The sequence below is a fragment of the Halomonas sp. IOP_14 genome, from assembly GCF_021021315.1.
GTDB classification, from domain to species: domain Bacteria; phylum Pseudomonadota; class Gammaproteobacteria; order Pseudomonadales; family Halomonadaceae; genus Vreelandella; species Vreelandella titanicae.
Map to the genome: position 1 here is coordinate 1 of NZ_JAINWD010000021.1, position 23,807 is coordinate 23,807.

Genomic DNA, 23,807 nt, shown 5'->3' on the forward strand with positions numbered 1-23,807 from the left:
GATTCGAACCTGCGACCTTTGCAACCCCATTGCAACGCGCTACCAAGCTGCGCCACGCTCCGCTGTCTTTATTGGCCGCTACATCTTTGCCTCAAGACGGTGCGTATACTAGCGGTTTCTTGCATAAATGAAAAGCCCTTATAGCGCTTTCTTTTCAAGTATTTGTCACACACCGCTATAAATCTCATCACCCTTTATGGCTTACGTTGATCGGCTTCAAGCAGCAGATAAGCCATTGCGTCATATACACCGGGGGCCGTTACGATTAAATGATCCGGGTAGATATCTTCCGGCACCGCTGAAGGTACTGGGTATAGATGCCCTACTCGCGCGCCGGCTTCCCGTGCAATAACCCAGCCTGCAACGAAATCCCAGGGCGAGACACTCTCGTAATATGCATCCAGACGACCACAGGCTACATCGCATAAATCGAGCGCTGCTGCGCCATTACGACGTACGTCTTGGCACTCAAACAGCACAGCTTCCAAGCGCTTCAAAAGTTGCTTACGCTCCTCTTTACGGTAGGGAAATCCTGTCCCTACCAGGGTGTTCGCCAGTGATTCCGCACTGCTTGGCTGTATGGTTTGACCGTTGCAAAAAGCCCCAGAGCCTTCTGCAGCACTAAAGGTCTCACCTAAAAACGGTGCATGAACAACGCCCACCTTGGCAACGCCCTCTTCCATCCAGCCAATGGAAACCGCTACGTGGCGAAGCCCTTGAGCAAAATTAACCGTGCCATCAATAGGATCCACCACCCACAGCTTAGGTGCTGTTTCATGCAAAGCGCTTTCTGGAGCAAGCTCTTCACTCAGCCGCGCTTCCCCCGGAAAGTGCTCCTCCAGGCGTTGACTAATGAGTTCATCCACGGCCACATCCACGTCGGTGACCAACTCATTATCCTTTTTTAAGCGCTGGGCAAAGCCTTGCTGCTCCCGCGCCTTGATAATCATCTGCCCAGCTTCTTCGGCAATAGCGATAGTAATTTCAAGACGTGCGGCTAGTGTGTGGTCGCTCATTGAATCTCCCTTTAGGACGCGATGATACTGTGAGCTTCTACCATAAGCCGCCGGGATGTAATTTTCGAGTCATACCGACTTGCGCTTGCAATGGTTAACGCAATACGTCTACCAATACATCCACCACGATGCGCGTGGCAGCTTCAATTAGCACCACATCGGCACCAACACGCTCCCACTCATAGCCTGGGTAGCGCGGCAATTGAGATGCTAACTGGCCGTCAAAACGCTTGGCGATACCTGGGGGCAAAGGTTTGCCACGCTCAAGGTTGCGCTGAATACCTGGCGGCAACGATTCGGCTCGCGGTGCGTCATGCCGGCGCAGCAGCTGGCGCAACTCACGTTCGTTAATGCGTGGTAAATCAACCCGCTCATCGCGGAAGTGACCAGGTCGGTTAGATTCATGTTGCAGGTGCTGGCCCTTATCGCGGGCACCGTGAGCCGGGGCATGGTCAGGCTGAGCAAAGGCTGCGCTATTAACTAGCAATGCGCCAAGCGCGCTTATGGCAATCAGTTTGATGGGCTTCACTGTAAGCTCCTCGCTTAAGGTCAGAGTTTATAGTGTAAAGAACAAATGAGTAGGAAGTATGGAAGTAATAAAGGGCACGTGGGCCCTTTGGAATTAATAAGTAAAGAGCTAGGGACGACAAGCTGAGGGAAGAAAGGTATCGTCGATAGTAGTGCTGCTACAACGCCAACCAGTAATTTGCCCACCGCTAGTGCTAGCAGTTGCCACAGCATCATTCGTCGTTTCATTGCTGATAAGTGGTTGAATCACCATTGAAGAGCCGCTATGAACGCCATTATCAAATGCGACGGTGAACCCACCGCTCGCTTGTCCATTTAGTGTCACACCACTGATGTACTGACCACCTATTTGATTTGCGGTATTGGAGATGTAAGAAGGGGTGCTGTTTATTGTTTTATAGCCTACAAAGTTTCCATTCTCAGAAAAGTATAAACCGATGTCAGTTCTCAAACCTGCTGTAGCAGTAAAAGCCTCTGCAGCCTGCGCGCGACCCACATAATTTTGATATTGCGGTATGGCAATAGATGCCAATACACCAATAATCGCAACGACGATCATCAGCTCAATCAGCGTGAAACCGCCTTGGGTGGTGTTACGAGAAATTGGCTGTGCAGCATTCTGCATGAAGGCATCTCCTGTGGGGTGAAGGAAAAGCCTTTTTAAGGATCGTGGATCCTTAAAAAGAATTAGAAATCGTTGAAATTAAACTAACTTAAATGGTCTACTTTTACAACGAACCTTATTAATATGATCGGCTTAGCTGACTACCGCTTTAACTACGTGAAAGGATTAGTCATTTCATCCCTGTAAACGCTAGTTTATGGTACAAGTAACACGCTTATATCGATGTAAAACAGGTTTTTTGATGAGCCAGCCCTCCTTAGAGTCGACTTTAAGCCACGCCTCCGCACATGGCGACCTGCGCGGCATTGCCCAGCGCTTGGTCAAGCACGGCTTGCTGACCAACGCCCAGGCCGCAACAGCGGAAACAACCGCCTCGGACTTGGAAATATCGTTACTTCAGCATGTGATCGAAAGCGGCCTGGTCGACCCTAATAAAGCCACACTAGCGGCTGGCTGGGAGTATGGGCTTCCAGTCATTAACCTGGAGGCGGTGCGGCCTACCTCACTGCCTCCCGCTGCAGACTATCCTGTCAAAGTACTGCAGAGCCTTAACGTTTTGCCATTAGCGCGCCACGGTCATCGCCTCACGGTGGCGGTGCCCTACCCCGCCACATTGACGCAACTGGATGAATTGCAGTTTGCAACAGGCCTGAGCATTGAAGGCATCCTCGCGCCCGTTGATCAAATCACTGTCGTTCTCAATAGCTACCTTGCTCACAACGAGCGCGGCATGCTGGATGAGTTGGACGATGTGGTCAGCTCGCTGAGCATTATGCAGAACAACGGCGGTAACGATGTACCGCTGGAAGAGTCTTCCCAAAATAGCGAAGATGCACCCATCGTTAAATTTGTGAACAAAATTCTGCTAGATGCTATCCGCCGAGGCGCCTCCGATATCCATTTCGAACCTTACGAAGCGCTTTACCGAGTACGCTTTCGGGTTGATGGAATGCTCATAGAAGTGGCACGGCCACCATTCGCCATGCGCAATCGTATCGCGGCCCGGCTAAAAATCATGGCCCGCCTTGATATTTCCGAGCGCCGCCTGCCTCAGGATGGCTCGATAAAACTCAAGCTCTCGCGCACCCGCTCCCTCGATTTCCGGGTTAATTCGCTGCCTACTGTCTATGGTGAAAAGTTGGTGCTGCGAATATTAGACCCTACCGCAATGCAGCTAGGTATTGAGCAACTTGGATTTACCGACGAACAACGGCGCTATTATGAGCACGCCTTAAAACAACCCCAAGGCATGATTCTAGTAACCGGCCCTACCGGTAGTGGTAAAACCGTTTCGCTGTATACCGGCATTAATATTCTTAATAAAGTGGAACGTAATATTTGCACCGCCGAAGATCCGGTTGAAATCAAAGTCGCTGGTATCAATCAGGTGAATGTATTGCCTAAGATCGGCCTCGATTTTGCCAGTGCGTTAAGAGCGTTTCTGCGCCAAGACCCTGATGTGGTCATGGTGGGCGAGATTCGTGACCTTGAAACAGCCGAAATTGCCGTCAAAGCGGCTCAGACAGGCCACCTGGTACTTTCCACGGTGCATACCAACTCGGCAGCTGAGACACTGACTCGACTGGCTAATATGGGAGTCTCTTCGTTTAATATCGCCAGCGCCGTTAGCTTGATTGTTGCCCAACGGCTGGCTCGCAAACTATGCACACACTGCAAAGAGCCCATTGACATTCCCCACGAGGCGCTGCGCAAAGAAGGCTTTAGTAGCGAAGAAATCCATCAGGCAACGATCTACAAACCGTTAGGTTGCAAGCACTGTACTCACGGTTATAAAGGTCGAATTGGCATTTATGAGGTAGTGCCGATCACCGAAGCGATGCGTCAACTAATTATGCGTGATGCCAACGCCTTAGATATTGATCAACAGGTGCGCAAGGAGGGCTATCCAAGCCTTCACCGCAGTGGGTTACTGAAAGTCATGCAGGGTATTACCAGCCTGGAAGAGGTTAACCGAGTGAGCAAGGAGTAAGGCATGGCTAAAACGGCACGTCGACGCCAAACGCCCGCCATCAAGCTAGCGCGCTGGAAATGGATCGGTAAAGCCCCCCAGGATAGAGCGCTAAGCGGTGAGATGATTGGCCGCAGTAAAGCCGAAGTAGCCGCTAAACTCACCAAGCAAAATATCGTTATCCACCGGATTAGTAAAAAAGCCAACCTAGGCGGCAACGGCCGAATTAACCCCAACGATGTTATGGTCTTTGCGCGCCAGATGGCCACAATGGTTCGCGCTGGTATCCCCTTGCTACAGGCGCTTCAAGTGGTGGCAGAGAGCCTAAAAAAACCTGCTATGGTTGCCCTAATGCAACAGATGATAAGCGATATATCATCGGGCTCCAGCTTCTCTGATGCATTGAACCGTCACCCCAAACACTTTGATCGCCTGTTTGTTAACCTAGTCAGCGCTGGCGAGCAGTCAGGTGCGCTGGATCAAATGCTTGATCGTCTTGCGACCTATAAGGAGAAGGTTGAGTCGCTGAAAGCGCGAGTAAAAAAAGCGCTTTGGTACCCCACCACCGTTATGACGATTGGCATTGCAGTCACCATGCTGCTATTGATTAAAGTAGTGCCTGAATTTGAAAGCATGTTCCAGAGCTTTGGCGCTGAACTTCCAGCACTGACCCAGTTGACCGTGAATTTATCCGAGCTTGCCCAGCGTTATTGGCTAGTGGCACTCGGCGCAGTGTTTGCTGCCATGTTCCTGCTCAAAATAAGCATTCAGCGCTCGCCCAATGTCGCCTACCGCATGCACGCACTGCTGCTTCGGTTACCGGTCATTGGCGACATCGTGCATAAATCCGCGATCGCGCGCTTTTCTCGCACGTTAGCGACGACCTTTGCCTCCGGTGTACCGCTCGTAGAAGGCTTAGATACCGCCGCCGGTGCCACCGGTAATAAAGTGTACGAACGCGCGGTGGTACAAACGCGCCAGGACGTAGCCACCGGGCAACAGCTACACTTCGCCATGCGGATGACCAACCGCTTTCCCCCCTTGGCAATCCAAATGGTCAGTATCGGTGAAGAAGCGGGGTCGCTGGATGCCATGCTTAATCGTGTTGCCGATTATTACGAAGAAGAAGTCGACAATAAGGTCGATGCTCTTACCTCGCTCATGGAGCCGGTTATTATTGTAGTACTGGGCGTGCTCGTTGGCAGTGTGGTTGTCTCTATGTACTTACCCATTTTCGACTTGGGCGCAGCCCTCTAAGCACCAAATGCTTAGGCTCTGTCAGAAAACTGGCTGCGCTCGACCATACGGCGTTAAAAATCGGCTCAAAGTACTCATTTACACCATGTAAACTCCGTCTTTTCGCCGATTTTTGCCTTGTCTGGCCTTCGCTCGCCGACTTTTCAGACAGAGCCTAAAAAAACGCTAATTTCTAGAAACCTAAGGAGTTCCATGCATCACCCTCCGTTTATCCTGTGGTTAATCGTTTTATTGATTGGGCTATGCCTGGGCAGTTTTCTAAATGTGGTGATTACGCGCCTGCCGGTGATGCTGATGCGTGGCTGGCGTAATGAAGCCCGCGAAGCACTTGAGCTTAGCGCTGAACACTCACCACGCTTTAATTTGGTCACACCAGGCTCTATGTGTCCACGCTGTGAAGCCCCCATTGCATGGCACGACAACCTGCCACTGATTGGCTGGATAAAGCGCCGCGGCCGCTGCGCTGAGTGCCAAACGCCGATTAGCGTTCAATATCCTCTGGTAGAAGTAGCCGGTGGCTTACTGGCCATGGCGGTGCTAGCGCTCCACGGGCTTACGGCAGAATCAGCCTTCGTCTACGGGGCCTGTCTGATGCTGTTAGTGCTCGCCGTGATCGACTTTCGCACCCAGCTTCTCCCCGACATCATCACCCTCCCCTTGCTTTGGGCAGGGTTACTGTTTCAGCTCCTCTTCCAGCCACTGATGCTGCCAAGTGCCGTTATCGGCGCAATGGTAGGCTATCTTTCACTGTGGAGCTTTTATTGGCTATTCAAACTGGCCACCGGCAAAGAGGGTATGGGCTATGGCGACTTTAAGCTGCTGGCAGCACTAGGCGCCTGGCTGGGTTGGAGTTTTTTACCGCTAATATTGATACTTTCCGCAGGGCTTGGGGCCATTGTTGGGATAGTTGCCCAGGCCTACTCACCTAACCTACGCGGCACACCGTTTCCCTTCGGCCCTTTTCTCGCCCTCGCCGGCTGGGTGGCGTTGTTAGTCGGTGATGAAATAATGGCAATGTATCTCAACCTGCTTATGTAAAATTGAGCCATGTGAACTTTGGCCATGTGAAACGTGGCCCTATAAACTTTAGCTATATGAGGCAGCAGATGATTATCGGATTAACGGGTGGCATTGGATCGGGAAAATCGACCGTCGCTCGCGCCTTCGAAACGCTTGGCGCTGCCTGGGTCGATGCCGATGATGTCGCCAGGGAAATAGTCTTACCTGAAGAACCGGCACTGCTAGCCATTAGAAATCGCTTCGGCGGTCAGGTCATGCACCAGGATGGCACGCTTAATCGCGCCGCCCTGCGCGAGATTATTTTTAACGATCCAAAACAACGCCAGTGGCTAGAATCCATCACACACCCCAGAATAAGGGAGCGGCTATTGCAGCATTTAGCGCGGCTCAAAGCCCAGGGAGCGCCTTACGTGCTGCTTGTGTCACCGTTACTGTTTGAGTCGGGTCAAAACACACTAGTAAACCGCGCGGTGGTTGTCGATGTGCCCCAAGCGCTACAATTATCGAGAACCCAACAGCGTGATGGGGTGAGTGAAAGCCAGGTGCGTGCTATTCTCGCCGCCCAACTTTCCCGCGAACAACGGCTAGCAAAGGCAGATGACGTGATAGATAACAGCGGTGACCACGCCAGCATGATGGAACAAGTGGCACGGCTTGATGAACGCTACCGTCGACAGCTTAACTACTGAGATATCGCACTTGTTAACGCAATTGGAGTTTTTTTATGGCTCGCCCTGCAAACGATTCCCCGCTAGAAGTTAATTGTCCGCAGTGCGCTAAGCGCGTGCCCTGGTTACCAGAAAGCACTTACCGCCCTTTCTGCAGTAAGCGTTGCCAACTATTGGATTTGGGTGCCTGGGCCGATGAGTCACATCGCATATCGGGCGAATCTGCCATGGATGAAGCCGATATAGAAACCTTACTGGCGCAAGCCGACAAGGATGCACCACTGACCTAGTTTTTACGAAAACTGACTTAACGAGCACTGACACTGACTATGGCCGAGATAAACGCTAACCCATCATCGCCTTCGGCCTATCATCTGCTGCTTCAACTGGAGCAGCAGTTTGATCATCTACTTGCAACCATTGAAGCCGCTGTTTCACTATACGAACAGCAACTACCGGCAACATGGCTCTTTCATCAAACGGCGCCGTCTAGCGATTGGTTGCGTAAAGCCCTGTTCGATATGTGGCATGAGCAGGATCAAGATGGCCGTGAGACGCGCAACTATATTGCCGTAGTAGCCGCTAATGACGAGCTACTAATGACAATAGACGCTGTAAATCAAGCCAAGGTCAGTTTTAGTGACCAATTACAACATATCAAACAGGCATTTCCCCAAACACTTAGCGATGCAAAAAGTCGCCTACCGAAACGCCACCCTCACGTTGATGAAGTGTTACGCCGCAATGGACTTGCCCGTTTACATCTTAAACAGAGCTGGCGGCAGCTACCTATCGCACAAGCGCCTGTCTCACGCATTCGCTTTGCTTGGTACAGTAGTGGTCGCTCTATTAAACGCCTGTCAGTTCAAGAAGCTGAACATAAGCTATTGCAGCTTGATACTGATGCACCGCATATTCGTATTCAGCTACGCAAGCTAGCCGGTATTCCAAGCGGCGAAGTGCTTGCCCAGGTGCAAACTCAGGCCCCGCTGATGCGGGCAAACCTGTTTTTTACCGAACCACTCGACGATGGGCATACACGACGGGCACTGAATGCCGCTATGCCTATTTTTGTGCCTGACAATAACCAGCGGCTGCCCCACATTAACCTGCCTACGCCAGAACCTCCCACTGCCCGCACACGGGCAAGACGACGCGATGAGAAACTAGAGCAGGATGTATTTCTACCGAGCTTGAGGATTTATCGCTACCGTTAGCATAAAGGCACCTGCAAAGACTTCTACGGTGTTTTGGATATGCTAGCTGCAGGCACTACATCCTGCTGCCATACCCCATAGCCAAGCAGCGCTTCGATCAGCTCGGCCAGGTCGTAATGATCCACACCATACTCGCTCAACAAAGCTTCAAAGCGCTGTTTAAAAATACGCTCCCGCTCTTGTTGCTGTTCCTCCTGCTGGCTTTCTAAATCTTCTTGCTCCAATGCCGCAAGCGAGCGTACCGGCGGGCCTGTCGGTATATCGAAACCGCTCTCTGGGTCATCTAATTGGCGTAAAGCCTGCGCAAAAGCATCGTCTAACTCACGAAACTTACGCAGCTTCTCGCGCTCATCTATCGGCTTTTGAACCTTTTGATATTTCATCGATGTTTCATTTACACCTTGCTTGAAATGGTCGATATGACTGCCAATGTCGCTTTTTTTGGCAAAAACTGTGCACAAACGCGTAAAGCTAACGAGCAAACTTGCCTTTGCCACCCAATTACCAGCATAAAGGCATCATTATTAGGTATATGAGGGTAACCCACACATTTATCAAACACGTCACAGTCAGCGACAACGCATTAATTGATGCCTCGCATCAACATTACCCACAAGTAGCCTGAATAGAGATTCCACTCTCATCAGTAAGCTGAACTTTTTCCTTTCAGCCAGGTTACCAACACTAACGCACTGGGAGAGTGCATTACAGGCAAGATAAGCACGACCTGTATGATTCACGTATTAGAGGCCAGATAATGTTCAACGCGATGACACGAGCTGAGATCTGGCTGCAGGACACACTTGATAAGCCACTCGGTATTGAAGACCTTGCGAATCACATAGGGTATTCATCTTCCCAAGTTCGGCGCCAATTTCGCCAAAGCTTTGACATCTCACCTAGCGCCTACCGTGAAATAAGGCGATTGGAGCGCGCAGCGGTGTTGCTAGGGCTTACTCCTCTCAATATAGCGCAAATTGCGATACGTTGCGGGTACCATAACCACTCGTCGTTTTCCCGGGCATTTCAACGTCGCTATCAGCTGAGTCCGCGCCATTTTCGACAAACCCTGAAAACCGCGCTCATTCAGCCAAAACCGCATCCTGTTTTTAACACGCGCATCGAAAAAAGCAATGACCGCCAAATGATCCTAATGCGCCTCTACAAAGCTCCCACGCATATTAAGGGGCTAGGGGATGCCAGCTATCAGAATAAGCAGCTAGCGCGCTTACAGGCGCGCCTTAGACTATCAACGACCGTCATTGCACTGCCCGACATACTCGCAGATAAGGTTAATGCACTTAATAGTGAATTTTTTCATTCATACCGTACCGACTTTGGTCTTTACCTATCGGATACGGACAATGCACAAGACATTGCGTTACCAGTGCACTACCGGCGGGTCGACATTCCCACCCACCACTACGCGAGCACGTGCTTTGACGACTTCGCTGATCTAAATAGCGCGTTGATGCATACCATCATGTATCTACTTCACAAGAAAAATGTCTGTCACGTTAGCGGCCACCCTCCGCAGGTATTATGGAAAGCGAACCATTTAGAACTTCGTATTCCCTTAATAGCCTAGCAGTGATGGTCACGTCTTAGCGATATAGCTGAACACAGGGCAATAAAAAACCGGCATTCCTGTACAGAAATGCCGGTTGTTAACTAACTTAGTCTTCCATGCGCTCCAGCCAAGACTCGACGGTTTCATCGCCATACTGATCTTTCCAGCTACGCAGACCCTTATGGTTGCCGCCACGAGTCTCAATGACTTCCCCCGTTTTGGGGTTTTTGTAAATTTTAAGACGACGCTTACGACGTGCATTGCCACTGGCTGTGGTTTTAGCCGTACGCTGGTCAGCAGCCGGATCCAATAAGGCAATGACATCGCCTGGGCGCTTGCCAAACTCAGTCATTAGCGCTTCAAGTTTGGCCTTAAATTCCAACTCGCTTTTTAGACGCTGGTCGCCTTCTAAGCGCTGCAAATCTTCCTGAAGCTGCTTTAGCTGCTGCTCTTTTTGGATATATTCGTTAAGTAATGACATCGAGGTTCCTTTAATAGCTTATCCAACTGAATGGGGCTCAGCTGAATGGGATCTAACTGAGGTGCAGATTGACAACCTTGACACCCACTAGTTCAGAATGCAGGGACATTATTCCTGTAAAAAGAGTAACTGACAACAGTCTAGTTGATTTTCACTCAATTACTAATCGTTTTTTTAAAACTCAATTGCTGCTTAAAGAGTTTAACCCTAATAGAACATGGCGACTATACACACCTACCGTAGAGCTATTACAAGCACTCAACCACTACAAACAAAAGCGCCGCCCATAAGGGCGGCGCTTTTACAAACCAATAACTAATCGATAATTAGTCTTGGCCCATCTGCTGCTTGATCAAATCACCGATGGTGGTCGGGCCACCTGCAGTTTCCGGCTCTTGCTCACGCATCTTCTTCAGGTTCTGACGCGTATCGTCTTGGTCTTTCGCTTTTACCGACAGATTGATCTGACGACTCTTACGATCAACACTTACAATACGGGCTTCTACGCTGTCGCCTTCATTCAGCACATTGCGCGCGTCTTCTACGCGGTCAGCACTGATTTCAGAGGCTTTCAGCACAGCAATAACGTCAGTCGCCAATTCAACTTGAGCTTCTTTAGCATCAACTTCAATGACGCGACCCGTTACGATGCTGCCCTTATCGTTGACTGACAGGTACTCAGCAACGGGGTCAGAATCCATCTGCTTGATGCCCAGCGAGATGCGCTCACGCTCAGGATCAATAGACAGGATAACGGCTTCAGCTTCATCGCCTTTCTTAAAGCTGCGTACAGCTTCTTCGCCAGTATCAGTCCAAGAAATGTCAGACAAGTGAACCAGACCGTCAATACCGCCTTCTAGGCCGATAAAGATACCGAAGTCAGTAATTGACTTGATGGTACCGGAAACACGGTCACCCTTGTTGTAGTCAGTGTTGAAGGTTTCCCACGGGTTAGCAGTGCACTGCTTGATACCCAGAGAAATACGACGACGCTCTTCGTCGATATCCAACACCATGACGTCAACATCATCGCCCACTTGAACGACTTTAGACGGATGGATGTTTTTGTTAGTCCAGTCCATTTCAGAAACGTGAACCAGACCTTCAACACCCTCTTCCAGCTCGGCAAAGCAGCCATAGTCAGTCAGGTTAGTGACGACCGCGTGTACTTTCATGCCTTCTGGATAACGCTCTTTAATGTTGACCCACGGATCTTCGCCCAACTGCTTCAGACCCAGTGAAACGCGATTACGCTCACGGTCAAACTTCAGAACTTTGACGTTGATCTCATCGCCAACGGCAACGATTTCGGACGGATGCTTAATACGCTTCCACGCCATGTCTGTAATGTGCAGCAGGCCGTCAACACCACCCAGGTCTACGAAAGCGCCGTAGTCTGTCAGGTTCTTAACGATACCCTTGATCTGCTGACCTTCTTGCAGAGTTGCCAGCAGCGCTTCGCGCTCGGCACTGTTCTCTGCTTCCAGAACCGCACGACGTGATACCACAACGTTGTTGCGCTTCGGATCGAGCTTGATGACTTTAAAGTCCAGCTCTTTGTTTTCCAGGTGCGCAGTGTCGCGAACTGGACGAACGTCAACCAACGAGCCCGGCAAGAAGGCACGGATAGAGTCAACTTCAACAGTGAAGCCGCCTTTAACCTTACCGTTAATAACGCCCTTAATGATTTCGTCTTTCTCGAAGGCTGCTTCAAGAATCTTCCAAGCTTCTGCACGCTTGGCTTTTTCACGAGACAGACGCGTTTCACCGAAACCATCTTCTACGGCTTCAAGTGCAACGTGCACGTCGTCACCGATAGCGATGTTCAGATTACCGTGCTCATCGCGGAATTGTGACGCAGGGATCTGACCTTCAGATTTCAGACCAGCGTTGACAGTAACCCAGTCACCGTCAATGTCGACAACCTGAGCCGCGACAATAGCGCCTGGCTCCATGTTGATGTCGTTAAGAGACTGTTCAAACAGCTCAGCAAAGCTTTCGCTCATGGTGTTCCTACGTAATTACGTTGTTGAGGCATAAATGCCTTCTCCGCACCACCAGCAAGTGCGGGCCTAATGTCACTCAGCCTTTGGGGGTGTTAACGCTGGTTAGACCTGACCGGGCTCACCGATGTGAGTTTAGTGCCCTGCCACGTCGTGACACCTATCCAAAAGCGCCGCAAGGGAGAATCAGACGCCGCTTACCAGCCCTTTTTGGGCGAGCAGTTCGGTCAGTCGATCAACCACTTCCGGTATGCTCAGGCGCGTGGTATCAAGCGTAATGGCATCATCTGCCGGCTTGAGAGGAGCCACACTGCGCTGCGTGTCGCGTGCATCGCGTGCCTGAATCTCCTTTAAAAGACTCGAAAGACTAGCATCCACCCCGGCTTCCTGCAACTGCAGATAGCGTCGACGCGCCCGTTCATCGGCGCTGGCGGTTAAAAAAATCTTCAGCGCCGCGTCAGGAAACACCACGGTACCCATGTCACGACCATCCGCCACCAAGCCCGGCGCTTGGCAAAAATCGCGCTGGCGCTGTAGCAGGGCTTGGCGCACCGCAGGCAGTGCCGCCACTTGAGAAGCTCGCTCGCCGGCCTGTTCGGTGCGAATCACCTGGCCAACATCTTCACCCTCAAGCAGTGTACGTGGCTGCCCCTCTTCCACAGGAAACGCCACATCTAACTGCTCTGCCAAGCGTGCCAGGCCCAACTCGTCGTCAACGGCTACGTTGTGCTTAACTGCTGCTTGAGCCGTCAGTCGATAAAGTGCGCCACTATCGAGAAGATGCCAGCCTAGGCGCTCTGCCACCAAGCCACTGATCGTACCTTTACCTGCGCCGCCAGGCCCATCAATGGTGACAACGGGAGCAGCAGCAACACGATCATTCATGCGCGCCCTCCACGCTAACGCCCATGCCAATACGCGTGGCTAATTCGACAAAGTCAGGGAATGAGGTCGCCACATTGGCGCAGTCTTCAATCACAATTTCTGCACTTGCACGTAGTGATGAAATCGCAAACGCCATGGCAATACGGTGATCGCCCAGACTATCGACACGCCCACCGCCGTAGCTCGCTTTTTGCGCATCGCCATTGCCGACAATATCGATGCCGTCGTCTACAACGGTGTGCTGCACACCTAACACAGCCAAGCCATCGGCCATGGCCTGAATGCGATCAGACTCTTTGACCCGTAGCTCTTCAGCACCTCTAAGACGGGTCACACCCTCGGCATTAGCGGCGGCAATAAACAGCGCGGGGAATTCATCAATGGCTAACGGCACTTGCTCTTCGGGAATATCAATGCCTTTCAGCGGCGCATAGCGAATACGAATATCGGCCACCGGCTCGCCACCCACTTCGCGCTCATTCTCTAACGCCAAATTCGCCCCCATCAGGGTAAGAATATTGATTACGCCAATCCGGGTGGGATTAATGCCGACGTGTTCAAGGGTGATATCTGAGCCTGGGGTAATGGCAGCTGCCACTAAGAAGAAGGTTGCAGATGAAATATCCGAAGGCACATCAATGGGGCCTGCGGTGAGCTTACCGCCCCCTTTGAGCCAGCAGGTATCGCCCTCACGGGAAACCGCATAGCCAAAACCATTGAGCATACGCTCGGTGTGGTCGCGGGTCGGCGCAGGTTCGCGCACTCGAGTTTCGCCTTCGGCGTACAGCCCCGCCAGCAACAGGCAAGATTTTACCTGGGCACTGGCCATGGGCATATCGTAATGGATGCCTTTAAGCTTGGCGCCACCATGAATCTTCAACGGCGGACGCCCGCCCTCAGCGGTATCAATGGTTGCGCCCATCAAGCGCAGCGGGTCAGCCACGCGCCCCATAGGCCGTTTGGTTAGTGACTCATCGCCGGTCAGCTCGCTATCAAACGCTTGGCCTGCCAGCAGTCCTGAAAAAAGCCGCATGGCGGTGCCCGAGTTACCTACATAGAGCGGGCCTGCGGGGGCTTTTAAGCCATGCATACCCACACCGTGAATCGTCACGCGGCCCTGGTGCGGCCCTTCGATCGCCACACCCATTTCCCGAAACGCCTGCAGGGTCGCCAGGCTATCCTCACCTTCCAGAAAGCCTTTTACTTCAGTGACACCCTCAGCCAGCGCGCCCAACATGATAGAGCGGTGCGACATGGATTTATCGCCAGGTACGCGCAAACGCCCCTGGGCTTGACCGCCCGGCTGCACACGGTAGGTGACCTTACCTTGTGGTTGCATATGATATTCCGCCTGATAACTGGTTTTGTTCAATAAAGAGTCGAAATAGTGCCGGGCGTGGCTAGCCCGATCAAAGGTGGCAATCAGCGCATCGCTGTCACCGGCTTCTACCGCATGACGCAATCGAGAAAGCCCCGCTTCAAAATCATCCAGCGATGCTAAAACCGCCTGCTTGTTGGCAATAAAAATATCTCGCCACATCACCGGGTCGCTTCCCGCGATACGGGTAAAGTCGCGAAAGCCGCCCGCTGCGTAACGAAAAATATCTAGCCGCTCATCCTGACGGGCCAGCGTATCCACCAGCGAAAATGCCAGCAAGTGCGGCAAATGGCTGGTACGCGCCAACACTTGGTCATGGCGCTCTACGTCCATTTCCAGCACATCGGCACCACAGGCTTCCCATAAGCAGCGCACGCGCTGCAAAGCCTCACGGTCGACGTTCAGCTCAGGTGTCAAAATAACCTTGTGGTCTACATACAAACGCGGATTCGCCGCTGCCACACCGCTTTTTTCTGAACCGGCAATAGGGTGCCCCAGCACCATATTAGTGGGTACCTGGCCAAATACACGCTGAGCGCAGGCGCGGATAGTCGCCTTGGTACTACCAACATCGGTAATCACAACGTCAGCCGACGCGTTAGGTAGCGCTTCGGCCAAGCTTGCCATCACGCTCTCCATGGCGAGCACCGGCACTGCCAGCACTACCATGGTGGCGTCATTGACTTGCTCATCAAGGTGGGTACTGCCTGAGTCGATCAGCCCCATCTCAATACCGCGTGCAATCTCAGCTTCGTCAGGGTCACAGGCAACAATTTGACCCTGAAACCCTACCGCGCGCAGCGCTGCCGCTAGCGAACCACCAATCAATCCCAGACCAACAATCAATAGACGCGACTCATGACAGCCTGATGTTTTCACACCGTCTTCGGCCATTAACGTCACAGCACGCCTATGGGGTAAGAGCCCAGCACGCGTAGATCTGCCGCTCGTAGCTGCACCTCTTCAAGCACTGCCGCGACCTCAGGCTCATCACGATGGCCTTTAAAGTCGATAAAAAAGACGTAGTTCCACACACCGGTACGCGAAGGACGCGTTTCAAGGCGCGTTAAATCAATTTGGTGGCGATGAAAAGGCTCCAGCAGCGCATGCAGCGTCCCCGGCTGGTTGCGCATGGCAACCACAATAGAGGTTTTATCCTCTCCTGCCATGGGCACATCCTGGTTGCCAATAATCAAAAACCGCGTGGAGTTATCCGGGCTGTCTTCAATTTTTTCGGCAATGTGCTCAAGCCCATAAAGCTTGGCCGCCATATCACCTGCAATCGCCGCACTATGCCACTCGGTTTTGACTAACTTGGCCGCTTCCGCATTAGAGGAAACCGGCACGCGCTCCGCATGGGGATAGTGAGCATCCAGCCATTTACGGCACTGGGCAAACGACTGCGGGTGCGAGTAAATACGCGAGACCTTATCGCGGCGCGTCGTTTCACTGACCAGCAAATGGTGGTGAATACGCAGTACTACTTCGCCACAAATTTTAATCGAGGAATCCATAAAGGTGTCCAGGGTGTGATTAACCACCCCTTCGGTGGAGTTTTCCACCGGCACGACGCCGTAGTGTACGGCCCCCGCCTCTACTTCACGAAATACCTCGTCGATGGCTGCCATGGGCAGGCTAACAGCGCTTTCACCAAAGTGCTTGAGCGCCGCCTGTTGCGTAAAGGTACCTTCAGGGCCTAAGTAAGCAACTTTTACCGGCTGCTCAAGCGCCAAACACGCCGACATGATTTCGCGAAACAGCCGCGCCATCTCTTCTGAATCGAGCGGCCCCTTATTCAACGCCATAATGCGCCGAAGCACCTGCGCCTCTCGCTCAGGGCGATAAAACACCGCATCTTTATCTTCAGCTAGCTTGACATGGGCCACCTGCTGGGCACAGCTGGCGCGTTCACTGATCAGGTTCAGAATATCGCTATCGAGCTGATCGATACGCTGGCGCAACTCATCCAGATTGATCGACGTGTCGGACATCGTGATTTAGCCCCTTGTTTTTTCAAAATCGGCCATAAATGCAATTAAGGCATCTACCGCAGACTCAGGCACCGCGTTGTAAAGGCTGGCACGCATACCGCCCACACTGCGATGACCTTTCAAATTAAGCAGCCCCGCCGCATCGGCCTGCTGTAAAAACGCTTTATCCAGTGCCGAATCGGCCAGTACAAAGGGCACGTTCATGCGCGAACGGTTGGCTTTAGCAATTGGATTGCTATAAAGCTCGCTGGCATCAATCGCTGCGTAAAGTTTATCTGCCTTACGCTGATTGATAGCGTCCATCGCCGCCAATCCGCCAATATCGTCCTTCAGCCACTGAAACACCAGCCCGGCTAAATACCAAGCGTAAGTGGGGGGCGTATTGACCATCGAACCAGCGTCCGCCAGCATTTGATAATCAAATAGCGAAGGTATATTGGCCCTAGCTTTACCTAGCAGGTCGTCACGCACCACCACCAGCGTTAACCCGGCGGGGCCAATATTTTTCTGTGCCCCAGCGTAGATAACGCCAAATTCGCTAACGTCGATGGGCCCAGACAGAATGTTCGACGACATATCGCAGACCAGCGGCACGTGAGCACCATCGGCACGCTGAATATGCGGCGTATAATCAAATTCCAAGCCACCAATTGTCTCGTTAGAGGTGTAGTGCAAATAGGCAGCATCTGCGCTCACCCGCAGTTCGTCTTGTGCGGGTACCGCCGTATGACCGTTGGACTCACTGCTGGCAACCACATGGCAATCAAAACCAAGGTGCTTGGCCTCATTGAGCGCCTTCTTGCCCCAGATGCCGGTCTGAATAAAATTGCCTCTACCGCCTTGACCCAACAGGTTCATCGGCAGCATGGCAAACTGCAAGCTGGCCCCGCCCTGTAGAAACAGCACGCGGTAGTTATCCGGCACGCCCAACAGATGACGAAAGTCGGCTTCGGCACGCTCGGCAATGGCAATAAATTCATCGCTGCGGTGGCTCATTTCCATTACTGAAAGGCCGCGCCCCTGGTAGTCCAGCAACTCTTCCCGGGCGCGCTCCAGCACGGCCACTGGCAGGGCCGCTGGCCCTGCGCAGAAATTATAGTGACGTGTCATCAGTCCCCGTTTCCTGTGCATCATCGGATGTTTTATTCGCCTGTGCGTCTTCAAGGCTGCTTTCTTCAGGGTCACCCGCTCCTTCAAGAGCGCTTAGCTCGTCGCTCTCTTCCGGTTCATCAACGCGCACCGTCTTGACCAGCTTCTCCTCTTTGCCAAGACGAATCAGCATCACGCCCTGGGTATTCCGTGATGTGGTCGAGACCTCTTCCACACGGGTACGCACTAGCGTGCCGCGGTCGGTGATCAGCATCATTTCATCGCTGTCATAGACCTGCATCGCCGCCACGAGCGAACCGTTACGCTCGCTGGTTTGCATGGCGATGACACCCTGGCCACCACGACCACGCAGCGGGAATTCTTCCAGGCGCGTGCGCTTGCCGTAACCATTCTCACTGGCGGTCATAATGTAGATCTGACCAACGGCGGTCTCGGCTACAGTGCTCTCTTGGGCACCGTCTTGCGTTTCCCCTTCGGCATCCGCCTCGGCGTCGATCTGCTGGCTTTTAGGAATAATCAGGCTAATGACTTCCGCGTCGCCGGCTAGGCGCATACCACGCACCCCGCGGGCAGTACGCCCCATGGCGCGGGCTTTGCCCTCTTCAAAGCGAATCGCCTTGCCGTTAGACGACAGCAGCATGGCATGGTCATTACCCGTGGTAATCGCCGCACCAACTAAGCGGTCACCCTCTTCCAGGTCAATGGCAATCAGGCCAACGCTGCGTGGGCGCGAGAACTGCTCAAGGCTAGTCCGCTTAACGGTGCCTTTGGCTGTAGCAAAGAAGATGTAGTTATCAGGGTTGTAGTCGCGCACCGGCAAGATGGCGTTGACCGCTTCACCTTCTTCAAGCGGCAGCATATTCACCAGCGGTTTACCCCGCGATCCACGGCTGGCGTTGGGCATTTCGTACACCTTCAGCCAGTACACTTTGCCGCGATTTGAGAACAGCAGCACGGTGTCATGAGTAGAGGCCACCAGCAGATGTTCAATCACGTCTTCGTCTTTCATGGCCGTTGCGGACTTACCGCGGCCACCACGGCGCTGAGCCTGATAATCCGACAGCGGCTGCGTCTTGGCATAGCCTGAACGCGACACGGTTACCACCATGTCCTCTTCGGCGATTAAGTCCTCCATCGACAAATCGAGGTGACTAGCCTGAATTTCAGTACGACGGTCATCGCCAAACTGATCACGCACCGCCCGCAGCTCTTCGCGAATCACTTCCATCAAGCGGTCAGCAGAGGCCAGGATCTCGGTTAGCTCGGCAATTTTCTCAAGAATGCTGAGGTATTCATCAAGCAGCTTCTCAGTCTCAAGTCCCGTCAAGCGATGCAGGCGTAGCTCAAGAATCGCCTGCGCCTGGGCAGGAGAAAGCCGATAAGAGGTGGCCGCGGTATTTAAACCAAAACCCTCTTCCAGCTCTTCTGGCTTGCAAGAAGTAGCCCCGGCCCGCTCTAACATGGCGGTCACCTGACCGGGCTGCCAAGTCTTGGCGAGCAGCTTTTCACGCGCTTCAGCCGCGTTGGGTGAGGCTTTGATCAGCTCAATCACTTCATCGATATTCGAGATAGCGACGGCCAAGCCTTCCAACAGATGCCCACGCTCACGGGCTTTTTTCAGCTCATACAGTGTGCGCCGGGTAACCACTTCGCGCCGGTGACGAATAAAGGCTTCCAGCATCTCTTTAAGATTGAGCGTGCGTGGCTGGCCATTTTCCAGCGCCACCATGTTAATCCCGAACACGTTTTGCAGCTGCGTTTGAGCAAACAGGTTATTGACCACTACTTCGCCGGACTCACCGCGCTTGATTTCAATCACCACGCGCAGACCATCTTTATCCGACTCATCGCGCAGTTCGGCGATGCCTTCAATCTTCTTCTCTTTCACCAGCTCGGCGATCTTCTCGATCAACCGCGCCTTATTCACCTGATAAGGCAGTTCGGTGATGATGATGTGATCGCGACCGGTTTTGTCGTGGTGCTCAATGGTGTGGCAAGCGCGCACATAAATACGTCCACGGCCTGTACGATACGCCGACAAAATGCCCGCGCGGCCATTGATAATGGCACCGGTGGGGAAGTCAGGCCCGGGGATATACTCCATCAAGTCATCTACCGACAGCGTGTAGTCGTCGATGAGGGCCAAACAGCCGTCAATCACTTCACGCATATTGTGCGGTGGAATATTGGTCGCCATACCTACCGCGATACCCGACGAGCCGTTAATGAGCAGGTTGGGTACCTTGGTGGGTAATACGGCGGGGATACGCTCGGTACCGTCGTAGTTATCCACCCAATCGACGGTATCTTTCTCAAGGTCAGCAAGCAGTTCGTGGGCAAGGCGCGACATACGCACCTCGGTATAACGCATGGCGGCCGCGTTATCCCCATCAATAGAACCGAAGTTGCCCTGACCGTCGACCAGGACATGGCGCATCGAGAAGTGCTGCGCCATACGTACGATAGTGTCGTATACCGCGCTATCACCGTGCGGATGGTATTTACCGATGACATCGCCGACGACACGCGCCGACTTCTTGTACGGTTTATTCCAATCATTACCCAGTTCATGCATGGCAAACAGCACACGCCGGTGAACCGGTTTAAGGCCATCCCGCACATCTGGAAGCGCGCGGCCGATAATGACGCTCATCGCATAGTCGAGATACGACTGTTTAAGCTCGTCTTCAATATTGACGGGCAAGATTTCTCTGGCGATGTCACCCATGAAAGTCAGATCCTTTGCACTGCATTGGCACTGCGAGAGTTGAAAGCGCTGGTAAACACCGCTCTGAAATTACCATAGAGCGGCGCGCAAATACTGCGACATCATACCACCGCAAAAGCAGCAAGGGCAGCCAGAGAGCTCACCAAAGCCGTTTAGACGCTAAATGCCTCTTTCCCCAAGGTTAACGCGGCTAACGCCTCACGCACTTCTCCCTCGATGGCAGCGGCCTTGTTGGCGCGCATATCGAGTAGTACGAAGGTTAAATCGGCACGGGCAATGACGGTGCCATCCTTACGCACAATACGGTGGTGGCAGAGCCCGCTGCGCTCACCAACGTCGATGATCCCGGTCATCACTTCCAAATCATCCCCTTGGCGGGCAGCGGCCAGATAATCAATGTTCAAATTGACGACAACGAATGCCCGCCGGGCCTGATGGAGCTCTTTGATCATCTCTGGGTGTTGATCAAAAAAATCCCAGCGCCCTTCTTCCATAAACTCAAGATAGCGAGCGTTATTGACATGCCCGTAACCATCCAGATGGTAGCCTCTAACGCGCAGATGAACTCGCGACAGCGATGTACTCATATCGACTCCTCTATAGTGATTGGCAACGACTCAATCAAACACAAGTTTGAAACACGTGCAACAGAGACGATTGGCGACAGCCGCTGGTAGGAATGCCCCGCTTTCGCCATAATGTGCCACCTTTTAAACAGGATTGGCTCCATGTGGTTTAAGCACTTGCATTTATACCGCCTGCACGACGCGCCCGAACTATCCAGTGATGCGCTTGCTAGCGCTCTACAAGAGCATGCCGCCAAACCACTCGGCAACGCCGACGCACGCCGTCTGGGCTGGACTGCGCCAGCTGGGCGTTTGGGCGCAGGGCAGCTCGTTCACGAAATTCAATCACATCGGCTGCTTTCAGCGCTGCGCCAAGAGCGTCTACTGCCCGCCTCTGTTGTAAAAGAGGAAGTCGATGAGCAGGTGGCGGATATTGAGGCCAGTGAAGGCCGCAAAGTGACCCGCAAAGAGAAGACTGCATTAAAAGAGCAGGTCACCGAGAATTTATTGCCCCGCGCCTTTGTGCGTAGTCAGAAAATTGATCTTTGGTGGGACATTCGCGGCCAGATGATTGGCATCAATGCCAGTTCACGCACCCGCGCCGAAGATATTCTGGATTTGCTTCGCGAAACCCTGGGCAGCTTAAAAGTCACCCCACTGAGCTCGCAGACGCTGCCTATTCGCGCCATGACCACTTGGCTAGGTGATGCGGCCAGTCGCCCGGCTGATCTTCAGCTTGGTGACCAGGTTGAACTCAAAGCCAAAGGTGATGACGGCGTGCTGCGTGCTCGCCAGGTCGATTTAGACAGCGATGAAATTCAGCAACTGCTTGAGAGCGGCCGCCAAGCCAGTAAACTCGCGATTAGCCTGGAAGGACGGCTAAGTTGTGTGCTACACGATGATTTGGCACTGAAATCGTTGCGTTTTGGCGATGCTTTGATTGAAGAAGCCGACCACGCTGACGACGGAGACGATGCGCTTGCCCGTCTGGAAACAGACTTTATTTTAATGGCACAGGCGCTATCTACCGATATTCCACGCTTGATAGAGTGGCTTGGCGGCGAGACGCAGCGGGAACCCGCTGCGCAGTAAGGGCTCTATAGTCGTTCAAGACTGTTATTCGAAGTCGTCTTTTCGCCTCGATGTCATTAATCGATATTTACTATTTATCATCCAACGGTTCGCATGACTCATCACAATAACGCTACCAACGCCTCTACCGAAACAGACCCGTGGGCCGATATTCGGCCCTTTATGGATCATGAAGTGGCCGATGTACTGGCCAGGCTCTCACGGGACAACGAGCTGCTGGATGCGCTGACCCGCTTTCGGCTGCCGCGCATGGCGCGCTGGACGCCATCACTGGCGCGTGTTTTTGCCAGCCGTGCCGTGCGTCGTGAAGTCAAAGACGTAACGACGGTTTATGAGTTTCAAATGCGCATTGCCCATTACATGGAGCGCATGATTCGCACCACCACGGATGCCTTTGAAGTTACCGGCCTCGACAAACTCGACGCCAACGGCGCTTATCTGTTTATAGGTAACCACCGCGATATCTCGCTGGATCCCGCGTTCGTCAACTATGCGCTGTATCAAGCAAACCGCGACACCGTGCGTATCGCGATCGGTGACAACCTGCTTAAGAAGCCCTACGTCACCGATCTAATGCGGCTTAATAAAAGCTTTATCGTGCCACGCAGCGCCCGGGGCAAGCGGGCTATGCTGGCAGCATACCAGCAACTTTCCGCCTATATTCGCCATACCATTACCGAAGACCAGCACTCAATTTGGATGGCACAGCGCGAAGGCCGTGCCAAGAACGGCATCGACCACACTGAGCCCGCCATTATCAAAATGTTGATCATGGCCAGGCGGGCCGCAGAACGAGACATGGTATTTGGCGAGGCAATTGCTGAGTTAAAGCTGGTGCCGGTATCGATTAGCTATGAATACGACCCCTGCGATGTCCAAAAAGCCCAGGAGCTGCACGATATCGACACACTGGGTAGCTACGCTAAAAGTGAGTTTGAAGATATTCGCTCCATTGTAGCCGGCATTACCGGCTCCAAAGGGCGTGTACGGCTGCACTTTGGCACACCGGTAGGTTCTGATATGGCCACGCCCGACGAAGTCGCTGCTGAGATTGACCGCCAGGTGATTGGTGGCTATCGACTGTTCCCCAGTCATTATTTGGCTTTAGAGGCGCTGGGCGAAGCACCGGAGCTGGTGGCACGCAAAGCCATCACTCGACAAGACCGTGAACGCTTTAATGCCCGGCTTGCCGAAGTGCCGGAGCCTCTGCGCCCCTACTGGCTTGCCCAGTACGCGAACCCTGTTAAACACAAGGCAGGGCGACTGACGCTCTAAATCAGCGTTTTTAAGCTGCCATTTTAATAACGGGCAATTCATGCCCGTTGGCGGAAAAAATGCTATGGTCGACGCATTGATTGGTTTCGCATGGCGCTGTCGTCAATTGCGATCCTAAGGAGACCCCCATGTCCGGTTCAGAAATTCAGAAAACACGTATCATCAACGAGCTACGTGGCTTTATTCGTAAGCTGCTGCAAGATCCAAAGATCCTTGAGCAATCACTGGCGATTGCCAGAGAACAGCTGACCGAAGGCAATAGCCCTGCGGTGATGGCGCGGATTGCCAACGAAATTTCCGATACCACCAGCGTGCATATACCGGAAGACCCGGCTGAACACTCTGAGGCTGATAAGCTCTTTTTAGAACTGCTGCGTGAAGTCGTTCAAGAAGAGCAAGCGCTTTATTAATCGTTGCTAGGACGTAAC

General features: G+C 52.8%; 22 protein-coding genes. 10 read left to right on the forward strand and 12 right to left on the reverse strand.

Features of this window, described 5'->3' with window-relative positions:
• Nucleotides 1-194: 194 nt before the first annotated feature.
• From K7H09_RS14660 to K7H09_RS14670, 3 genes are all read right to left on the reverse strand, one after another.
• Nucleotides 195-1,016 (reverse strand): inositol monophosphatase family protein, encoded by an 822-nt coding sequence (locus K7H09_RS14660; RefSeq protein ID WP_138800339.1) that lies wholly within the window; start codon nt 1,014-1,016, stop codon nt 195-197.
• A 94-nt stretch (nt 1,017-1,110) separates the two neighbouring features.
• Complete coding sequence (locus K7H09_RS14665) at nt 1,111-1,545, reverse strand: anti-virulence regulator CigR family protein (protein WP_138800338.1); 435 nt, start codon at nt 1,543-1,545, stop codon at nt 1,111-1,113.
• A 108-nt stretch (nt 1,546-1,653) separates the two neighbouring features.
• On the reverse strand, nt 1,654-2,169 hold the full coding sequence (locus K7H09_RS14670) for a pilin (RefSeq protein ID WP_171051140.1): 516 nt from the start codon (nt 2,167-2,169) through the stop codon (nt 1,654-1,656).
• 241 nt (nt 2,170-2,410) lie between these two features.
• Here K7H09_RS14670 and pilB point away from each other — a divergent pair, with 241 nt between their 5' ends.
• From pilB to K7H09_RS14705, 6 genes are all read left to right on the forward strand, one after another.
• Nucleotides 2,411-4,159: a type IV-A pilus assembly ATPase PilB gene (gene pilB, locus K7H09_RS14680; protein ID WP_230805030.1), complete on the forward strand. Its 1,749-nt coding sequence runs from the start codon at nt 2,411-2,413 to the stop codon at nt 4,157-4,159.
• A gap of 3 nt (nt 4,160-4,162) precedes the next feature.
• Nucleotides 4,163-5,395 (forward strand): type II secretion system F family protein, encoded by a 1,233-nt coding sequence (locus K7H09_RS14685; protein WP_230805032.1) that lies wholly within the window; start codon nt 4,163-4,165, stop codon nt 5,393-5,395.
• Nucleotides 5,396-5,587: 192 nt separating this feature from the next.
• Nucleotides 5,588-6,433 carry a prepilin peptidase gene (locus tag K7H09_RS14690; RefSeq protein WP_230805034.1) on the forward strand — a complete coding sequence of 282 codons (846 nt, stop codon included), beginning with the start codon at nt 5,588-5,590 and terminating at the stop codon, nt 6,431-6,433.
• Between the two features lie 68 nt (nt 6,434-6,501).
• Entirely contained in the window at nt 6,502-7,104 is a 603-nt protein-coding gene (gene coaE / locus K7H09_RS14695; protein WP_039858363.1) for a dephospho-CoA kinase, read from the forward strand.
• Nucleotides 7,105-7,139: 35 nt separating this feature from the next.
• Nucleotides 7,140-7,373, forward strand: coding sequence for a DNA gyrase inhibitor YacG (gene yacG, locus K7H09_RS14700; protein WP_022523595.1), 234 nt, complete (start codon nt 7,140-7,142; stop codon nt 7,371-7,373).
• Nucleotides 7,374-7,412: 39 nt separating this feature from the next.
• Complete coding sequence (locus K7H09_RS14705) at nt 7,413-8,300, forward strand: DNA replication terminus site-binding protein (protein ID WP_230805036.1); 888 nt, start codon at nt 7,413-7,415, stop codon at nt 8,298-8,300.
• A gap of 23 nt (nt 8,301-8,323) precedes the next feature.
• On the opposite strand, the gene K7H09_RS14710 is transcribed toward K7H09_RS14705, so the two are convergent.
• On the reverse strand, nt 8,324-8,683 hold the full coding sequence (locus tag K7H09_RS14710) for a hypothetical protein (protein WP_039858361.1): 360 nt from the start codon (nt 8,681-8,683) through the stop codon (nt 8,324-8,326).
• A gap of 374 nt (nt 8,684-9,057) precedes the next feature.
• Here K7H09_RS14710 and K7H09_RS14715 point away from each other — a divergent pair, with 374 nt between their 5' ends.
• The gene (locus K7H09_RS14715) at nt 9,058-9,888 is read left to right on the forward strand and encodes a helix-turn-helix transcriptional regulator (RefSeq protein WP_230805038.1); all 831 of its coding nucleotides are present in this window, start codon (nt 9,058-9,060) and stop codon (nt 9,886-9,888) included.
• Nucleotides 9,889-9,976: 88 nt separating this feature from the next.
• On the opposite strand, the gene K7H09_RS14720 is transcribed toward K7H09_RS14715, so the two are convergent.
• The 8 genes from K7H09_RS14720 to K7H09_RS14755 all read right to left on the reverse strand — a co-directional run bounded on the left by K7H09_RS14720 (nt 9,977) and on the right by K7H09_RS14755 (nt 21,033).
• Nucleotides 9,977-10,351 carry a histone-like nucleoid-structuring protein, MvaT/MvaU family gene (locus K7H09_RS14720; protein WP_022523599.1) on the reverse strand — a complete coding sequence of 125 codons (375 nt, stop codon included), beginning with the start codon at nt 10,349-10,351 and terminating at the stop codon, nt 9,977-9,979.
• Between the two features lie 326 nt (nt 10,352-10,677).
• Nucleotides 10,678-12,357 (reverse strand): 30S ribosomal protein S1, encoded by a 1,680-nt coding sequence (rpsA, locus tag K7H09_RS14725; RefSeq protein ID WP_008957327.1) that lies wholly within the window; start codon nt 12,355-12,357, stop codon nt 10,678-10,680.
• 183 nt (nt 12,358-12,540) lie between these two features.
• The gene (gene cmk, locus K7H09_RS14730) at nt 12,541-13,239 is read right to left on the reverse strand and encodes a (d)CMP kinase (RefSeq protein WP_022523601.1); all 699 of its coding nucleotides are present in this window, start codon (nt 13,237-13,239) and stop codon (nt 12,541-12,543) included.
• Entirely contained in the window at nt 13,232-15,511 is a 2,280-nt protein-coding gene (locus K7H09_RS14735) for a bifunctional prephenate dehydrogenase/3-phosphoshikimate 1-carboxyvinyltransferase (RefSeq protein WP_039858355.1), read from the reverse strand. The genes cmk and K7H09_RS14735 overlap by 8 nt, the downstream gene beginning before the upstream one ends.
• 5 nt (nt 15,512-15,516) lie before the next feature.
• The gene (gene pheA / locus K7H09_RS14740; protein WP_009286587.1) at nt 15,517-16,608 is read right to left on the reverse strand and encodes a prephenate dehydratase; all 1,092 of its coding nucleotides are present in this window, start codon (nt 16,606-16,608) and stop codon (nt 15,517-15,519) included.
• Between the two features lie 6 nt (nt 16,609-16,614).
• Complete coding sequence (serC, locus tag K7H09_RS14745; protein WP_022523604.1) at nt 16,615-17,718, reverse strand: 3-phosphoserine/phosphohydroxythreonine transaminase; 1,104 nt, start codon at nt 17,716-17,718, stop codon at nt 16,615-16,617.
• A complete protein-coding gene (gene gyrA / locus K7H09_RS14750; RefSeq protein ID WP_027959296.1) occupies nt 17,702-20,446 on the reverse strand; it encodes a DNA gyrase subunit A in 2,745 nt (914 codons plus the stop codon). The genes serC and gyrA overlap by 17 nt, the downstream gene beginning before the upstream one ends.
• A 152-nt stretch (nt 20,447-20,598) precedes the next feature.
• The gene (locus K7H09_RS14755; protein WP_230805040.1) at nt 20,599-21,033 is read right to left on the reverse strand and encodes an acyl-CoA thioesterase; all 435 of its coding nucleotides are present in this window, start codon (nt 21,031-21,033) and stop codon (nt 20,599-20,601) included.
• 141 nt (nt 21,034-21,174) lie between these two features.
• Between K7H09_RS14755 and K7H09_RS14760 the strand changes: the two genes are divergently transcribed.
• From K7H09_RS14760 to K7H09_RS14770, 3 genes are all read left to right on the forward strand, one after another.
• Nucleotides 21,175-22,104 (forward strand): recombination-associated protein RdgC, encoded by a 930-nt coding sequence (locus K7H09_RS14760; RefSeq protein WP_230805042.1) that lies wholly within the window; start codon nt 21,175-21,177, stop codon nt 22,102-22,104.
• 93 nt (nt 22,105-22,197) lie between these two features.
• The gene (locus K7H09_RS14765) at nt 22,198-23,379 is read left to right on the forward strand and encodes a 1-acyl-sn-glycerol-3-phosphate acyltransferase (protein WP_230805044.1); all 1,182 of its coding nucleotides are present in this window, start codon (nt 22,198-22,200) and stop codon (nt 23,377-23,379) included.
• Between the two features lie 128 nt (nt 23,380-23,507).
• Nucleotides 23,508-23,789, forward strand: coding sequence for a hypothetical protein (locus tag K7H09_RS14770; protein WP_022523639.1), 282 nt, complete (start codon nt 23,508-23,510; stop codon nt 23,787-23,789).
• Nucleotides 23,790-23,807 lie beyond the last annotated feature (18 nt).

Excerpts from the sequence above, each read along its gene's own strand:
- gyrA (WP_027959296.1), bottom strand. The coding sequence starts at position 20,446 with ATGGGTGACATCGCCAGAGAAATCTTGCCCGTCAATATTGAAGACGAG.
- K7H09_RS14720 (WP_022523599.1), bottom strand. The coding sequence starts at position 10,351 with ATGTCATTACTTAACGAATATATCCAAAAAGAGCAGCAGCTAAAGCAG.
- K7H09_RS14770 (WP_022523639.1), top strand. The coding sequence starts at position 23,508 with ATGTCCGGTTCAGAAATTCAGAAAACACGTATCATCAACGAGCTACGT.
- K7H09_RS14715 (WP_230805038.1), top strand. The coding sequence starts at position 9,058 with ATGTTCAACGCGATGACACGAGCTGAGATCTGGCTGCAGGACACACTT.
- K7H09_RS14765 (WP_230805044.1), top strand. The coding sequence starts at position 22,198 with ATGACTCATCACAATAACGCTACCAACGCCTCTACCGAAACAGACCCG.
- K7H09_RS14710 (WP_039858361.1), bottom strand. The coding sequence starts at position 8,683 with ATGAAATATCAAAAGGTTCAAAAGCCGATAGATGAGCGCGAGAAGCTG.
- rpsA (WP_008957327.1), bottom strand. The coding sequence starts at position 12,357 with ATGAGCGAAAGCTTTGCTGAGCTGTTTGAACAGTCTCTTAACGACATC.
- K7H09_RS14735 (WP_039858355.1), bottom strand. The coding sequence starts at position 15,511 with ATGGCCGAAGACGGTGTGAAAACATCAGGCTGTCATGAGTCGCGTCTA.
- pheA (WP_009286587.1), bottom strand. The coding sequence starts at position 16,608 with ATGTCCGACACGTCGATCAATCTGGATGAGTTGCGCCAGCGTATCGAT.
- K7H09_RS14705 (WP_230805036.1), top strand. The coding sequence starts at position 7,413 with ATGGCCGAGATAAACGCTAACCCATCATCGCCTTCGGCCTATCATCTG.
- K7H09_RS14760 (WP_230805042.1), top strand. The coding sequence starts at position 21,175 with ATGTGGTTTAAGCACTTGCATTTATACCGCCTGCACGACGCGCCCGAA.
- K7H09_RS14690 (WP_230805034.1), top strand. The coding sequence starts at position 5,588 with ATGCATCACCCTCCGTTTATCCTGTGGTTAATCGTTTTATTGATTGGG.
- yacG (WP_022523595.1), top strand. The coding sequence starts at position 7,140 with ATGGCTCGCCCTGCAAACGATTCCCCGCTAGAAGTTAATTGTCCGCAG.
- K7H09_RS14685 (WP_230805032.1), top strand. The coding sequence starts at position 4,163 with ATGGCTAAAACGGCACGTCGACGCCAAACGCCCGCCATCAAGCTAGCG.
- pilB (WP_230805030.1), top strand. The coding sequence starts at position 2,411 with ATGAGCCAGCCCTCCTTAGAGTCGACTTTAAGCCACGCCTCCGCACAT.
- K7H09_RS14660 (WP_138800339.1), bottom strand. The coding sequence starts at position 1,016 with ATGAGCGACCACACACTAGCCGCACGTCTTGAAATTACTATCGCTATT.
- coaE (WP_039858363.1), top strand. The coding sequence starts at position 6,502 with ATGATTATCGGATTAACGGGTGGCATTGGATCGGGAAAATCGACCGTC.
- cmk (WP_022523601.1), bottom strand. The coding sequence starts at position 13,239 with ATGAATGATCGTGTTGCTGCTGCTCCCGTTGTCACCATTGATGGGCCT.
- serC (WP_022523604.1), bottom strand. The coding sequence starts at position 17,718 with ATGACACGTCACTATAATTTCTGCGCAGGGCCAGCGGCCCTGCCAGTG.
- K7H09_RS14755 (WP_230805040.1), bottom strand. The coding sequence starts at position 21,033 with ATGAGTACATCGCTGTCGCGAGTTCATCTGCGCGTTAGAGGCTACCAT.
- K7H09_RS14670 (WP_171051140.1), bottom strand. The coding sequence starts at position 2,169 with ATGCAGAATGCTGCACAGCCAATTTCTCGTAACACCACCCAAGGCGGT.